The 15,478-nt window shown below is 39.5% G+C and carries 11 protein-coding genes; 6 read left to right on the forward strand and 5 right to left on the reverse strand.

Annotation, left to right across the window (positions count from 1 at the left end; translation table 11 throughout):
* Window positions 1–3,024, forward strand: a 3,024-nt coding sequence (locus AC1M9F_RS09460) for a BapA/Bap/LapF family large adhesin (RefSeq protein ID WP_481597635.1), incomplete at its 5' end; no start/stop codon positions are given.
* A gap of 110 nt (window positions 3,025–3,134) precedes the next feature.
* Here the strand turns inward: AC1M9F_RS09460 and AC1M9F_RS09465 are convergent.
* The 4 genes from AC1M9F_RS09465 to AC1M9F_RS09480 form a co-directional block, all read right to left on the reverse strand.
* The gene (locus tag AC1M9F_RS09465) at window positions 3,135–3,833 is read right to left on the reverse strand and encodes a hypothetical protein (RefSeq protein WP_481597636.1); all 699 of its coding nucleotides are present in this window, start codon (window positions 3,831–3,833) and stop codon (window positions 3,135–3,137) included.
* Window positions 3,834–3,879: 46 nt separating this feature from the next.
* Window positions 3,880–5,163: a ribonucleotide-diphosphate reductase subunit beta gene (locus AC1M9F_RS09470; RefSeq protein ID WP_035267248.1), complete on the reverse strand. Its 1,284-nt coding sequence runs from the start codon at window positions 5,161–5,163 to the stop codon at window positions 3,880–3,882.
* A 146-nt stretch (window positions 5,164–5,309) separates the two neighbouring features.
* Window positions 5,310–5,441, reverse strand: coding sequence for a YhgE/Pip domain-containing protein (locus tag AC1M9F_RS09475; protein ID WP_081403264.1), 132 nt, complete (start codon window positions 5,439–5,441; stop codon window positions 5,310–5,312).
* A 194-nt stretch (window positions 5,442–5,635) separates the two neighbouring features.
* Window positions 5,636–8,461, reverse strand: coding sequence for a ribonucleoside-diphosphate reductase subunit alpha (locus tag AC1M9F_RS09480; RefSeq protein WP_179999432.1), 2,826 nt, complete (start codon window positions 8,459–8,461; stop codon window positions 5,636–5,638).
* 603 nt (window positions 8,462–9,064) lie between these two features.
* On the opposite strand from AC1M9F_RS09480, the gene bfmR reads away from it, so the two are divergent.
* The gene (gene bfmR, locus AC1M9F_RS09485; protein ID WP_035267251.1) at window positions 9,065–9,781 is read left to right on the forward strand and encodes a response regulator transcription factor BfmR; all 717 of its coding nucleotides are present in this window, start codon (window positions 9,065–9,067) and stop codon (window positions 9,779–9,781) included.
* Between the two features lie 47 nt (window positions 9,782–9,828).
* A complete protein-coding gene (gene bfmS, locus AC1M9F_RS09490) occupies window positions 9,829–11,478 on the forward strand; it encodes a sensor histidine kinase BfmS (RefSeq protein ID WP_092766946.1) in 1,650 nt (549 codons plus the stop codon).
* Window positions 11,479–11,532: 54 nt separating this feature from the next.
* Here bfmS and AC1M9F_RS09495 read toward each other — a convergent pair whose 3' ends face one another.
* Window positions 11,533–11,889, reverse strand: coding sequence for a hypothetical protein (locus AC1M9F_RS09495; protein ID WP_481597637.1), 357 nt, complete (start codon window positions 11,887–11,889; stop codon window positions 11,533–11,535).
* A gap of 469 nt (window positions 11,890–12,358) precedes the next feature.
* Here AC1M9F_RS09495 and ndhC point away from each other — a divergent pair, with 469 nt between their 5' ends.
* From ndhC to nuoC, 3 genes are all read left to right on the forward strand, one after another.
* Complete coding sequence (ndhC, locus tag AC1M9F_RS09500; RefSeq protein WP_035267255.1) at window positions 12,359–12,907, forward strand: NADH-quinone oxidoreductase subunit A; 549 nt, start codon at window positions 12,359–12,361, stop codon at window positions 12,905–12,907.
* A gap of 6 nt (window positions 12,908–12,913) precedes the next feature.
* On the forward strand, window positions 12,914–13,594 hold the full coding sequence (locus AC1M9F_RS09505) for a NuoB/complex I 20 kDa subunit family protein (protein WP_035267257.1): 681 nt from the start codon (window positions 12,914–12,916) through the stop codon (window positions 13,592–13,594).
* Window positions 13,595–13,682: 88 nt separating this feature from the next.
* The gene (gene nuoC / locus AC1M9F_RS09510; protein ID WP_035267259.1) at window positions 13,683–15,470 is read left to right on the forward strand and encodes an NADH-quinone oxidoreductase subunit C/D; all 1,788 of its coding nucleotides are present in this window, start codon (window positions 13,683–13,685) and stop codon (window positions 15,468–15,470) included.
* The last annotated feature ends 8 nt before the right edge of the window (window positions 15,471–15,478 follow it).

Genomic DNA, 15,478 nt, shown 5'->3' on the forward strand with positions numbered 1-15,478 from the left:
GATGCTGCGATTGCAGAAGCACAAACAGCAATCGATAACTTAGAAGATGAGGCAGCACAAGCCGAGCTACAAGCACAGTTAGATGGTATTGAACCTTTAGTAGTACCTCTTATTACTGAAACGATAGTGCTTGCAGATAATATTGTAGAGGCTGATATTGTAATTGATCGAGGACAAGGTAGTCCTAATAACCCAGAAGCTCTAAATAGCACTGGTTTCTCAGTTGCAGCAGCAAGTTTGGATCCTGTTGTAAGTGCTGGGGTATTGGAGGGATTAATTAACTCTGAAGCAATTATTACTGTGGGTTCTAATCAAGAAAGAGATATTGAGTTCTATGCCGATGCGGGTGGAGTGTTCGCAGGGACAATGGATCTTTATGTATATAAACAAAATCCTACAACAATGGTTTGGGAACAATATGAATATATTCCGAATTGGTATGGAGGATTTGTTTTTGCGACCTCTAAGACAGAACAATATACGTTAGATGAAGGGAACTGGGCATTTGTTTTAGGCACAGGTACAGGGCTTGCGGTAACAGTTGGTTATACGCTTAGATTCACTAAAGATGTAATTTATGATTTATCTGATTTTGTGGCAAAGTCTGGGCAAGTGTCTGGTAATGTTATTCTTGATGATGATCTGTCATATGGACAAGATGTTATTCCAGAAGGCGCTGTATTAGAAAAAGTGACTTATGGAAGCGATGATTATGTATTTGGTGAGAGTGACACCATATTGATCACTACAGCTTCTGGAACAATAGAATTCAATAAGGATGGAACTTATGAGTTTAAATTAATAGAGGGGTTTAATAATTTTGGTGAAGAAGAAAAATTTACTTATCATGTAATTACTCAAAATGGTAATAAAGATTCGGCTGATCTAATCATTAAATTAAATTTAGAAAAATCAGAAGTACCATTGCAGATTGACAATACTGTAATTGTTAATGTCCAACCTCAAGAATCAAATCCAATTTATCCATCTGAGTCAGATTCTAATTACAACGCAATTGGTTTTAGTCTGATTGATTTAACATTAGGTATTCCTGATGTGCTCGATGCAAGTTTACTCAGTGGCGAAGGAGTTTATGATTTCGAAGTTGAAGATAATCAAGTTAGAGAACTAAGTTTCTTTAGTAGTACAGTTGGTTTAGCTGCAGGAGTAGACTTAACTTTAGTGGTTTATAAACTAGATGAGGTTACTGGGCAATATGTCCAGGTGCATATAGAGGAAGATTGGTACAGTGTTATTTTTGGTGCTTCAGATTCAGGACGTTCAGAAAATGATTGGCTGAAGCTTACTTTTAGTGAAGGAGTGTATAAAGCAACACTTATTCCAGACGCTGCATTGGCTGTGGGTACCTTCACTGGATTATATGTCAAAAAAGATGTTGTCCTAGACTATAACAGTCCAAACGCATTTGAAGGAATAGTTTCTGGAGATGCGACTGAAGGTACTGTAGTGAGTGTGGATGATGTTGAAATTATTGAAGGACAAGAATCTGTAATCTATGGTGAGTATGGTGCATTAACGATTAGCAGTGATGGTTCATACTCTTATGAGTTAATAATTCCAGATAATACAACTGATTGGACTCCACCATATGGTCAATTCGAACGCTTTAATGTCGTCATCAAAAATGCCGATGGAAAATTAGCCATTGATGTTCTTACCATTGAAATCGCTACGCACAAAGCATCAGATGACAGTGCCCAAGTTCAGTTTGAACAATCCCATCAATTTGAAGAGTTTAATTATGCTAAATCTTCAAATACAGTTGGAGTAGGAAATTCTACACTAACAGATTCAATAGCATTTACTGTTGAGGATAATACGCTAACGGTTAACTCACTCATTAATTTTGCAGTGACGAGTTCGTCAGTTAATGGGCCAGTTACGATTACATATACGATTCTTAAAGATGGCACTCCGACTGGTGTTAAAGGCACGGTGACCGCAGGAGAATCAGGCTTAATCAGCGGTTCATCTGGAACTCCTTTATTGAGTGAAAGTCTCGAACTTGTGCCAGGTGACTATACTGTACAGTTAACAATTAACAAACCTAGTTCATCGCTAGTAAGTTGGAATGCTAGTGTAAGTGGTGTAACAATTTATCAAGATAAATTTACTGATCAATACTCTGTTAGTGATGCTGGTTCACTTTTAGAAAATGATCAAGGTAAAGATCTTGTGCAGACAATCAACATAGGTGCTTATGAGCTTTATGTAAATGATTTAAATAAGGGATCAGATAGAATCGCTGTTGAGGGCTTGTATGGAACGCTGATAGTAAATAGAGATGGAACATATTTCTACATAGCAAATGGCACAGGTATTGGCGAAGATATATTTACCTATACAACAACGTCAGTTACTGGTGCGGAAGAGACAGCTACTATCTCTATAGATGTTTCTAATCTTCAAAATGATTTAGATTTCTCAAATGTTATTCAGGCAACTACGAGTACAACACAAGGTACAGAAGAGAATAATATTATTTCCGGAACAGCAAATGATGACACGATCAATGGTAATGGTGGGAATGATGTTGTTGTTGGTGGGGCGGGTAGCGATAAATTGTATGGCGGAGATGGAAATGACACACTAATTGGTGGAATCGGTGATGATGAATTATATGGTGACACTGGTAATGACATGCTAATCGGTGGAGCTGGTAATGATAAATTATATGGTGGTTCAGGTGCCGATCTCGCTATCTTTAATGTCTTGAATCAGAATAACGGCAATGGCGGAAATGGAGTTGATACGTGGATGGATTTTGATGTATCACAGGGAGACAAGATTGATATTTCAGCCTTATTAGAAGGGCAAAATATTAACTCAGATAATCCAATAAGTAATTATATTTCATTAGTTCAAAATGGAGCAGATACATTAGTTCGAATAGATCGAGATGCTTCAGGTCTTACTTATAGCCGTACTGATTTAATTATACTTAAAGACACGGACAGCTCAACACTAGTCCTTGATGATATTCTTAAATATAATCCAATTTAGTCTGTAAAAATAAATAAAAAGGTCTCATAATGGGGCCTTTTTATATTTCATAGATTAGCATTTGATTTAAAATACTATAATTTTAGAAATACATATTAGCTAATTTAATTTCAATCATTTTTAAATTTAGTTTTTGCATTAATTGTAAATTTAATTATTTTGATTTTAAGGCGCAAATGTTCAGTTTGTTCATTCATATAAAATCCTATAATATTAAATACTATAACGATTAAAACTACTAACCAAATGATATGTAATATCCAATTTTGCTCTGAAAGTTCTAAAAGATCAGGTTTGTAAATGAGTATAAGAAGTGCCAATATTGTTGGAAATAAACCAACTTTATCTATTTGGCCGATTAAAAGCCCTATTCTTTTATCTAAACTTTCAAGTTTAGATTGGAGTCTTTCTTCAACATACTTAAGTTCAATTTCGCTATAAGCATTTAATTGATCGATTACACTTACATGATTATCAACTTCATACTCAAGTGATTTGATGATTTCTAATTGTGGATTTTCAAAAAGTTTTTTTAATTCCTTAGATTCGTAAAATAATGTGAGTAATTGGCCAAGTATGATCGCAATTTGAGCAGATATAATAAGGATATACATGCTTATTTTGAGAATTTCTGTTTTATGGAGAAAATTAAAAATAAATCCAATACAAAAAGCGAGCATAATTAGAATAAGCCCTAAATAGATGAAGGCTTGATTGATGTTTGGTTGGGATTTTTGTATTTTTTCATGTTTTTTGAAAGATATTATTTTAAAAATTTCTTTAATTCTTTCTTTATCAAAGTTTTTCATTTTTTTCTCAAAAAAAACCCTCCGAAGAGGGTTTCATAGTAATCAATTACCAGCTTAACGCACCACCAGTTTGATAGTCTGTTACGCGAGTTTCGAAGAAATTCTTCTCTTTACGTAAATCCATCATTTCTGACATCCACTGGAATGGATTGTTCACACCAGCAAATTGCTCAGGTAAACCTAATTGAGCTAAACGACGGTTTGCGATGAACTTCAAGTATTCTTCCATCATTGCAGCATTCATACCTAATACACCGCGTGGCATTGTGTCACGTGCATATTCGATTTCAAGCATCGTACCTTCAAGAATCATTTGAATGATTTCTTCTTGGAACTCAGCAGTCCACAAATGTGGGTTCTCAATCTTGATTTGGTTAATCATATCGATACCAAAGTTCAAGTGCATTGACTCATCACGTAAGATGTACTGGAATTGCTCAGCAACACCATTCATCTTGTTACGACGACCCATTGACAAGATTTGAGAGAAACCACAGTAGAAGAAAATACCTTCAAGAACACAGTAGAATGCGATCAAGTTGCGAAGCAAGATTTGATCTGTTTCAGGTGTGCCTGTTTTGAATGTTGGATCACTTAATTCTTGAGTGTACTTCAAGCCCCATGCAGCTTTACGCGCAACTGATGGAACTTCGCGGTACATGTTGAAGACTTCGCCTTCATCCATACCTAAAGATTCGATGCAGTATTGGTAAGCATGCGTGTGAATCGCTTCTTCAAATGATTGACGCAAGATGTACTGACGGCATTCAGGGTTAGTAATGTGTCGGTAAATCGCAAGAACCAAATTATTTGCAACCAACGAATCGGCAGTAGAGAAGAAGCCTAAAGAACGCATCACGATGGTACGCTCATCTTCAGTTAAGCCATCTTCTGACTTCCAAAGTGCGATATCGTGGTTCATGTTAACTTCTTGTGGCATCCAGTGGTTTGCACAACCATCGAGATATTTTTGCCAAGCCCATTCGTATTTGAATGGAACAAGTTGGTTCAAGTCAGCGCGACAGTTGATCATTGCTTTATCATCAACTTGAACACGTTGAGCGCCCATTTCTAACTCTTCAAGACCTGGAGCAACGTCCAAATGTTCTAAGGCGTTAGATGCTCTTGCCAACGGATCGGCTGAATTTGTTGTTCCGTTTGAACTGGTTCGAGCGGGTTGTGCAGCTGCCACACGCGTCGGTTCGTTGCGTGCATCAGATACCACTTGTGGATTAGGCGCTTTTTGCGGTTCGATGGGCGCAGACTGCTGTGCTTGTGCAGTTTGTTTCGGTTCATCATCTTCGAAATCGTCCCAACTGAGGATAGACATATCAATTCTCTCTACGTTGCTTATATCTTTTTATTCAGACATCTCAACGTGAGACATCCTACTATACGCTTATATTGTGTAAGCAAAATTAAGTTTTGCCGATGAATGTACTCAATTTGTTCGTTTGAGTAGATTGAATTTCCGCACTACTTATTTTGCTTACGCTTCTGTTGTTTGCGAATGGCTAAAAATGCATAGACCATCGGCGTGTAAAAGAAAATAAAGGCAAAGATCAATACCGCAAGTCCTAACATATAGTTATGGGTCATATGTGGCATGATGGAATCCTTTTTGTAGATGAATTAGTGTTAATTCTGATAAGCCTAAAAGGTTGATAATTAATATCAACCTTTTAGAGTGTTTTAGTTTTTCATTGCAATAATGATAGCTATAACGATAGGAACAACAATCGTTGAAAAACCTAAAACTATAGACAATATACCTAAAACTAAATCAGGATTAACACTATTCATTATTGACAAGCCTCGCAATCAGGATTGTCAATTGAACATGCCATTGGTACTGGCGCTGCTTGTTCGAAACCTTCTTCTGTCGCGGCTGCTTCAGGCTTAGCTTCTTGAGCAACTGCTGCCACTGGTGCTGCAACTGTCGCAGGTTTAACTGCGTTTAATGCACCTGTGTTAATCGTAGATTTCTCAGCAGATGTCGCACCCAATGCACGAAGGTAATAAGTCGTCTTAAGACCACGTAACCATGCCATCTTATATGTGATGTCCAATTTCTTACCGTTTGCACCAGAGATGTAAAGGTTAAGAGATTGTGCTTGGTCGATCCATTTTTGACGACGTGATGCAGCATCAACAATCCAGCGTGCTTCAACTTCAAATGCTGTCGCGAAAATTGCTTTTAACTCTTCAGGAATACGCGCAATTTTTTGTACTGAACCTTCGAAATGTTTCAGGTCATTGACCATCACAGAATCCCAAAGACCACGTTCTTTTAATGCACGAACGAGGTAAGGGTTGATGACAGTGAACTCGCCAGACAAGTTCGATTTCACATACAAGTTTTGGAATGTTGGCTCAATAGATTGAGATACACCACAAATATTTGAAATGGTTGCAGTCGGTGCAATTGCCATCACGTTCGAGTTACGCATACCATCTTTTTGAACCTTGGCACGTAACGTGTCCCAATCCAAACGTTGTGTGCGATCGACTTCAAACATACGTTCTGGGCGAGATTTCGCAACGAGCTCAAGAGAGTCAATTGGTAAAATACCTTGATCCCACAATGAACCTTTAAATGTTTCATACGTACCACGTTCAACCGCCAAATCGCTTGAAGTTTGAATCGCGTAGTAAGAAATCACTTCCATAGACTCATCTGCAAACTCAACCGCTGCATCAGAACCGTAAGCAATCTTCATTTCGTATAGTGCATCTTGGAAGCCCATGATACCCATACCCACTGGACGGTGTTTCAAGTTTGAATTACGCGCTTGTGGTACTGCATAGTAGTTAATGTCGATGACGTTATCGAGCATACGAACCGCAGTTTTAATCGTGCGAGCAAGTTTCTCACGGTCTAATTGACCACCTTGAACGTGTTGAACAAGGTTGATTGAACCCAAGTTACATACCGCAATTTCATCTTTGCTTGTGTTCAATGTAATTTCAGTACACAAGTTAGAAGAGTGCACCACACCTACGTGTTGTTGCGGTGAACGTAAGTTACATACGTCTTTGAATGTGATCCACGGGTGACCTGTTTCAAATAACATTGATAACATTTTGCGCCATAAGTCTTTCGCACGGACTTTCTTATGAAGCATGTCTGTTTCTTTCGCAATGCTTTCGTAGTAAGCATAACGTTCTGCGAATTCAGCACCCGTTAAATCGTGAAGATCTGGTGTTTCAGACGGGGTGAAGAGTGTCCATTCAGCATCTTCAAATACACGTTGCATGAACAAATCTGGAACCCAGTTTGCAGTGTTCATATCGTGTGTACGACGGCGGTCATCACCCGTGTTTTTACGAAGCTCTAGGAATTCTTCGATATCCAAGTGCCAAGTTTCAAGATATGCACATACCGCACCTTTACGCTTACCACCTTGGTTAACTGCAACGGCTGTATCGTTCGCTACTTTAAGGAATGGAACAACACCTTGCGATTTTCCGTTAGTACCTTTGATGTATGAGTTCAAGGCACGAACTGGTGTCCAGTCATTACCTAAACCGCCTGCCCATTTAGACAACATTGCGTTATCACGCATAGCGCCATAAATATCGAACAAGTCATCATCAATCGTTGTTAAATAACAGCTTGATAACTGAGGACGTAATGTACCTGAGTTAAATAGAGTCGGCGTAGATGCCATGTAATCGAAGCTAGAAAGTAAGTTATAGAATTCGATTGCACGATCTTCACGGTTGTCTTCATTGAGCGACAAGCCCATAGAAACACGCATGAAGAATAATTGTGGTAATTCGAAACGTACGCCATCAGAGTGGATGAAGTAACGATCAAATAATGTTTGAAGACCTAAATATGTAAATTGATTAGAGCGTTCTGGTTTAATCGCAGCCGCTAATTTTACAAGATCAAAATTTAATAATTCTGGAGAAAGAAGCTCTAGCTCAACACCTTTTTTCAAGAAGGTTTCAAGTGCATCATTTTCAAGCGTGTCTTTAGATAGGCCAAGAAACTCAAGACCGGTTGCAACTAAGTTGTCACGCAACAAACGTGCAGTGACATACGTATAGTTTGGTTCTTGTTCAATACGTGTACGTGTCGCCATCATCATCGTTGTAGAGATGTCTGATGCTTTAACACCGTTGTATAGGTTTTTTACAGTTTCATCGATGATCGCTTGAACATCAATGCCTTCTAAGCCTTCGCTAGCTTTTTCAATCTTCGCTTGTAAACGACTCAAATCTAATGGTTGGAGCTGACCATTTTGACCTGTGATCTGAAGAGTAGGGTGATGATGAGCACCTAACTCTTTACGCGCTTCAGCACGTTGTTCACGATAGATCACGTATGCACGTGCCACTTTTTGTTCACCTGTGCGCATTAAAGCTAATTCAACTTGATCTTGAATTTCTTCAATATGAATCGTGCCACCTGAAGGTAAACGACGCTTAAACGTGTTCATCACCATCTCAGTCAGCTGAGTAATACGATCGTGAATTCTGCTCGAATCTGCACTTGGTTGACCTTCAACAGCCAAAAATGCTTTACCAATTGCTACAGAGATTTTATCTGCATCAAAAGTGGCAACATCACCAGTGCGTTTAATCACTTGAAGTTGACCAGGGGTTGTATTAGCGCTCATTTCAGCGTCGCTCCATTCTCATCATTTTTATGCTTATGGACCATTTGAATCGGATACAAACTCAAAAAATGAGCTATCGCGATATTTGAGGGTAAACACAAGACTTAGTGGTTTAATGTAAATTAAGACACAAGATACGGTAAATTTCAGGGTAGATCAATATTGACATTTTGATAATTTTTTTTCTGAGTTTAACACTCAAATTTCCCTATACTTTTTCCATGTTCAGCCATTTTGTTATGTAGTCAGCGTCACAGGGTGCTAAGCATAACAGAGACTTTTTAGAGTGCTTATAGATAAGTTTGTGGATAACTCTGAAAGTGCAAATTGCTTCTCGAAAATAATTTTTTTGAAATATTTTGTTTAAAATATCATCAAATTGATTTGTGTTTGAAAGTTTAAAGTTGATTGAAAATATTGATCGACTTGGCAAAACTATCTATTTATCAATAGTTAATAAAAAGATAACAAAAGACTACGCTCGTGTATCAGTTTCGTGAACAGGCTCTTGTTTACAATGTAAACGTGTGTATATTGCAAAACATATCGATGTAAATCTGTGAAGTTTAATCAGCAGATATCGTAACAATATAGGGGCATTCTATGAGCCAAGAAGAAAAGTTACCAAAGATTTTGATCGTTGAAGATGACGAGCGTCTTGCGCGTTTAACGCAAGAGTATTTAATTCGTAATGGATTAGAAGTTGGGGTAGAACCAGACGGTAATCGTGCAATCCGTCGTATTATCGCAGAGCAACCGGATATGGTGGTGCTGGATGTTATGCTTCCTGGTGCTGATGGTCTAACTGTTTGTCGTGAGGTTCGTCCACATTATCATCAACCGATTTTAATGTTGACTGCTCGTACTGAAGACATGGATCAAGTATTGGGTCTTGAAATGGGTGCAGACGATTATGTTGCGAAACCAGTTCAGCCACGCGTTCTATTAGCGCGTATTCGTGCTTTGCTTCGTCGTACAGACAAAACACCAGAGGATGAAGTTGCTCAACGTATCGAATTTGATGATTTAGTGATTGATAATGGTGGTCGTTCTGTAACCTTAAACGGTGAGCTTGTAGATTTCACAAGTGCAGAATATGACTTATTATGGTTGTTGGCATCTAATGCTGGTCGTATCCTTTCACGTGAAGACATTTTTGAGCGTCTACGTGGTATTGAATATGATGGTCAAGACCGCTCAATTGATGTTCGTATTTCTCGTATCCGTCCAAAAATTGGTGATGATCCTGAAAATCCTAAACGTATTAAAACCGTGCGTAGTAAAGGATATTTATTCGTTAAAGAAACCAACGGGATGTAATCACATCCCCGCGGTAATGCCCTCACTCCTCAGAAGGTCATACCTTAGTGTCTAAACACAGTATATTCCTGCGTATCTACGCAGGTCTCGTCATTTTGGTGGTGCTGGTTGCCATATTTGGTTATTTGCTTGTGCAAATCATCAACTATCAACGCGCGCAGGAATACCGTGAGTCATTGACTGATGGGATTTCGTACGTCATTAGCGAGGGTGTTTCAAGACAACAAACCATGCAACAAAGAATGGATTGGATATCAGATGCATCTGATTTGCTCGAACTTCCAATCTATTATCTAGAATCTGATAAAGTCGAACTTTCACGCACCGAAAAATATCGTTTAGAAAAGCGCAAAGCAGTGGTGCGGTATGACGCCAAAGAAAGTATTGCTTATGTCATTATTGGTTTAATAGATGACCCTGAGCATTTACTTTATGTGAAAGTGGATAATATTGGTGAGCGTCAAATGAAGGCCTTGCCAATCTTTGTATGGGAATACTTGGTTTATTATCCAGGGCAGGAAAGGGAATATCTTGCAAAAATTAAGCAACACTTTTCTTATGATTTAAGCATTCAAAATCTTTCTGATCTCAATTTAGATTCCGAGCAAATTGGTCGTTTACGTGCGGATCAAGGGGTTATCCTGTATCAGGATAGCGCTAGCATTCGTGGTACTACGATTTCTGTCATTTCTCCAATGACGAATTCGTCTGGTGACGTATTGGTGATGGGGCCAGTGCCAATGTTCAATTGGATGCCATTCCAATTGGCGGCAGGGATTACTTTGCTGAGTATGTTTATTTTGTCGCTTGGTGTGTATGGTCTGATTGTCCCAATGCAACGCAAGTTGAAGCAAGTTAACTCAGCCTTAAATGTTATGCAAAAAGGGGATATGTCCGTTCGCGTTCCTGTCGAAGGATATGATGAGTTAGCACATTTGGCAGCCAGCTATAACAGTATGTCAGATCATATACAGCGTTTGATCGAAGCTCAGCGAGAGTTAATGAGAGCTGTATCACATGAGCTGCGAACGCCAGTCGCACGTATTCGCTTTGGTATGGAAATGTTGGTTGATGAAGAGGATTATGAGTATCGTCAGCAACAAGTAGAAATGATTGATAAAGACATTGAGGCTTTAAATACCCTCATTGATGAAATCATGACCTATGCTAAGCTTGAGCAAGGCATGCCTTCTATTGATTTTGAGGAAATTCGACTATACGAAGTGCTTGAGCAAGTCGCTATTGAAACTAAAGCATTAAAAACCAATAAAAATATTCAATTACATTTGCCATCACAAGCTTTGGTGGTGGATGCTGAACGCCGTTATTTACATCGTGTAGTACAAAACTTAGTCGGAAATGCGATCCGATACTGCGATGATACAGTGCTGATCACTGGTGGGATTGATGCGCAGGGAATGGCGTATATTTCAGTTGAAGATGATGGTCCGGGGATTCCAGAAGAGGATCGTAAGCGAGTCTTTGAAGCTTTTGCTCGCTTGGATGATAGTCGTACACGTGCCTCAGGCGGATATGGTTTAGGCTTGTCTATTGTAAGTCGAATCGCTTATTGGTTTGGCGGTTCGATTCAAGTGGATCAAAGTCCTAAAATGGGCGGTGCACGATTTACTATGCAATGGCCAGCTAAAAGATTTAAAAAGAAGAAGATTGTTCAAACCAGTCAAACATCAGAATAAAGCAAGAATTAAAAAAGCGCGATTAAGCGCTTTTTTTATATTTTATATTGCTTTTTATTGGTAATTATTGGCATTCGGTTCAATGATGCGTTTTCCTTGTTTAAGTGCATTTAAGGCATCGGCATTGAAATCGATCAGTAAACTGTTATTGGTTGCATCAACATGATAATTGCTAATCAGTTTTTGATCCCCGTGAATGGTCTCAACTGTATATTCATCTGCGATGTTGAGAATAGCATCAAGATTAGTGGTTGTAGAGGCGAGGTCTTGGCGGAAAATTTGATAAATATCGCGTAAATCAAAAATAGCATTCGTTGCATCAGGATGTTTTTTGATATAGCTGTCTAAATGATGGACGATCAACTGAGCAAATAAAAAATAGTTAGGTTTGTGTGTGAATTCTAGACTCATAGATCTTCTCCTTATTATTTAATTGAGCATATAACGAAAATCAGCACGATTTGTATAAAGTTAATTAAAACATTGTAAGCAATTAAAATTTAAAACTTTTAAAATAGAATAAATCAAAAATAATTGAGCCATATTGGTGCAAAAAAAGCTGACCTAACACGAATGGTAAAACTAAAAAAGTGATAGTGTCTGGATTGACGCCTCTTGAGTTTTTTGAATGATTATTCGGAAAAAATAATCAGTTGTATCACCTTGATAACTTTCTACGATTAAATAAGGTTTTATTGACTTTAATCACCATGAAATCTGGAAAAAGGGCAAAATTCATCCTAAAGACTTAGAGGGATTGGCTAGCAACAGAAATCATAAATCAGGTACAATTGGCGGGATTAATTTTGTGTTTGGTGTATTTGAAGGCCAATACATACATTCTTTGTTAATAAATAGGCCTGCCAGGAGTTATCCCCGCATGAGTGCCATTACTCCATACGATTGGGCAATAATTGCCTTCGTGATCGGCGTTACATTTTTATGCGTCTTTATGCTCACTGTCCCGCTACTCCTAGGGGGTAAATCGTGGGGACGTGCTAAGCAAGAGCAGTTCGAGTCAGGCGTAGTTAGTGCTGGTGGAGCACGAATTCGTCTATCTGCAAAATTCTATTTGGTTGCAATCTTCTTCGTTGTGTTTGACTTAGAAGCGCTCTATCTCTATGCATGGGCTGCGTCAGTTCGTGAAGTGGGTTGGATCGGTTTTGCAGCAGCAGCTGTATTTATTTTAGTTTTACTCGTTGGCTTGATTTATGAGTTGTCTACTGGTGCATTAAATTGGGCGCCATCTGATAAGCGTAAAGCAGCAGGGATTAAACCTAAAATTGGTTCGCCAAATATGGATCTCGCAGAAATTACTCGTTTCAACTCAATTGAGGAGTTGGTGGTTGACCCTACAGGTCAAATTCCAGCGCAATCATCTGGTCGTGTAAAAGCTTCGCCAACGACTACATCATCTGATAAGGAGTAATACGGGATGAAATATACATTAACCCGTGCGAATCCGGATGCTGATCAGTATCCACTTCAAGAGCGTATCGTTGTAGAAGATCCGCTTCTACAAGAAGAAGTGAATAAGAATGTGTTCATGACTCGTTTAGAGGATTTGGCGCATACAGCAGTAAACTGGGGTCGTAAAAACTCAGTTTGGCCGTTCAACTTTGGTACATCTTGCTGCTACGTAGAGTATGCAACGACTTTAACAGGCGTGCATGACTTGTCACGTTTTGGTGCCGAAGTAATTCGTGCTTCACCACGTCAAGCGGACTTGATGATTGTTGCGGGTACATGCTTCGTCAAGATGGCACCTGTAATTCAACGCCTTTATGAGCAAATGTTAGAACCTAAATGGGTGATCTCAATGGGTGCATGCGCAAACTCTGGCGGTATGTATGACATTTACTCGGTTGTACAAGGTGTCGATAAAATCATTCCAGTGGATGTGTATATTCCAGGTTGCCCACCGCGTCCTGAAGCATTAATCCAAGCGTTGATGTTATTGCAAGACCAAATTCAATTAGAGCGTCGTCCGCTTTCTGCGGTGATCGGTGATGATCTTAAGCCAGTTTATAAGCCAAAGATGCAGCCTGAACGTGACCGTAAGAATGCTGAACGTATTGCAGTAAAACACTTACGCTCTATGGATGAAATTAAATAATCTTAACGGCAAATAATATTGATGCACCCGCTTGGGTGTAATTGTCGTTTTGGTTGAATGAATTTGTATTAAATAGGAAGCCAAGCCAATGGCTGAAACTGACATTGCTATGCCAGAATCAACTCCAGTTGATTCACGCCCAGCATTTGCAATTGTAGAAGAGCTCAAAACCAAGTTTGGTGAGAATTTCTACGTGCAAACGACTTTTGAAGACTTTCCAACAGTCTGGGTTGAGCGCTCACGTGTACAAGACGTATTAATGTTCTTGCGTACAGTGTCACGTCCTTACGTGATGTTGTTTGACTTGTCAGCGGTAGATGAGCGTTTACGTACTCACCGCGATGGGTTACCTGCGTCTGACTTCACTGTGTTCTATCACTTGTTGTCACTAGAGCGTAATACGGATATTCGTATTAAAGTTGCGTTGAATGAGTCTGATCTCAATATTCCAACAGCAACCAACATTTGGCCAAATGCCAACTGGTACGAACGTGAAGCTTACGATATGTTCGGCATTAACTTCGAAGGGCATCCAATGCTCCGTCGTATTTTATTGCCAACGTATTGGGAAGGTCATCCGTTGCGTAAAGAATATTCTGCACGTGCGACTGAATACACACCTTATCGTCAGAACCAAGCGAAACAAGATTTCGAACAAGAGCATTTACGTTTTGTACCTGAAGATTGGGGTCTAAAACGCGGTAATGCTGATGAAGACTTCATGTTCTTGAACTTGGGTCCTAACCATCCATCTGCGCATGGTGCATTCCGTGTGATCCTGCAGTTAGATGGCGAAGAAGTGAAAGACTGTGTGCCTGATATCGGTTATCACCACCGTGGTGTGGAAAAGATGGCTGAACGTCAAACTTGGCATTCATTCATTCCGTATACTGACCGTGTTGACTACTTAGGTGGTTGTGCGCAAAACATGCCTTATGTGATGGGTGTGGAGCAGATGGCAGGGATCACTGTGCCAGAACGTGCGCAATGTATTCGTGTCATGATGTCGGAACTATTCCGTATTAATAACCACTTGCTTTATATCGGTACAGCGATTCAGGATGCCGGCGGTATGACCCCAGTATTCTATATGTTCGCCGATCGTCAAAAGATCTATGACGCGATTGAAGCAATCACGGGTTACCGTATGCACCCAGCATGGTTCCGTATCGGGGGTACTGCACACGATCTTCCAAACAACTGGCAACATTTGATCCGTGAAATTTTGGATTGGATGCCTAAACGTTTGAAGGAATATCATACTGCAGCACTTAAAAACTCGGTATTTGAAGGTCGTACCCGTAATGTTGCGCAATACGATGCAAAATCTGCATTGGCATGGGGTGTAACTGGTACAGGTTTACGTGCAACAGGTATTGATTTTGACGTACGTAAATATCGTCCATATAGCGGTTATGAAAATTACGACTTCGAAGTGCCTGTAGAATACGAAGGCGATGCATATGCACGTGTGATCGTTCACTACCGTGAAATCGAACAATCTTTAAAAATCATCAAGCAGTGCTTGGATAACATGCCATCTGGTCCTTATAAAGCGGATCACCCATTGGCTGTTCCACCACCGAAAGATAAGACACTACAAGACATTGAAACTTTGATTACGCACTTCTTAAGCGTGTCATGGGGTCCTGTCATGCCAGCAGGTGAAGCATCTGTTATGGCGGAAGTGGTAAAAGGTGCATCGAACTACTACTTGACTTCAGACAAGTCAACGATGAGTTACCGTACCCGTATTCGTACACCAACCTTCACGCACTTACAGCAAATTCCTTCTGTAATTAACGGCAGTCTTGTATCTGACTTAATCATTTATTTAGCGACGATTGATGTCGTAATGGCTGACGTGGATCGCTAAGGGGTACG

This window comes from Acinetobacter sp. ANC_7504, assembly GCF_056779995.1.

Coding starts and splice junctions, on each gene's coding strand:
- nuoC (WP_035267259.1), top strand. CDS start 13,683: ATGGCTGAAACTGACATTGCTATGCCAGAATCAACTCCAGTTGATTCA.
- AC1M9F_RS09475 (WP_081403264.1), bottom strand. CDS start 5,441: ATGCCACATATGACCCATAACTATATGTTAGGACTTGCGGTATTGATC.
- ndhC (WP_035267255.1), top strand. CDS start 12,359: ATGAGTGCCATTACTCCATACGATTGGGCAATAATTGCCTTCGTGATC.
- bfmR (WP_035267251.1), top strand. CDS start 9,065: ATGAGCCAAGAAGAAAAGTTACCAAAGATTTTGATCGTTGAAGATGAC.
- AC1M9F_RS09480 (WP_179999432.1), bottom strand. CDS start 8,461: ATGAGCGCTAATACAACCCCTGGTCAACTTCAAGTGATTAAACGCACT.
- AC1M9F_RS09465 (WP_481597636.1), bottom strand. CDS start 3,833: ATGAAAAACTTTGATAAAGAAAGAATTAAAGAAATTTTTAAAATAATA.
- AC1M9F_RS09470 (WP_035267248.1), bottom strand. CDS start 5,163: ATGTCTATCCTCAGTTGGGACGATTTCGAAGATGATGAACCGAAACAA.
- AC1M9F_RS09495 (WP_481597637.1), bottom strand. CDS start 11,889: ATGAGTCTAGAATTCACACACAAACCTAACTATTTTTTATTTGCTCAG.
- AC1M9F_RS09505 (WP_035267257.1), top strand. CDS start 12,914: ATGAAATATACATTAACCCGTGCGAATCCGGATGCTGATCAGTATCCA.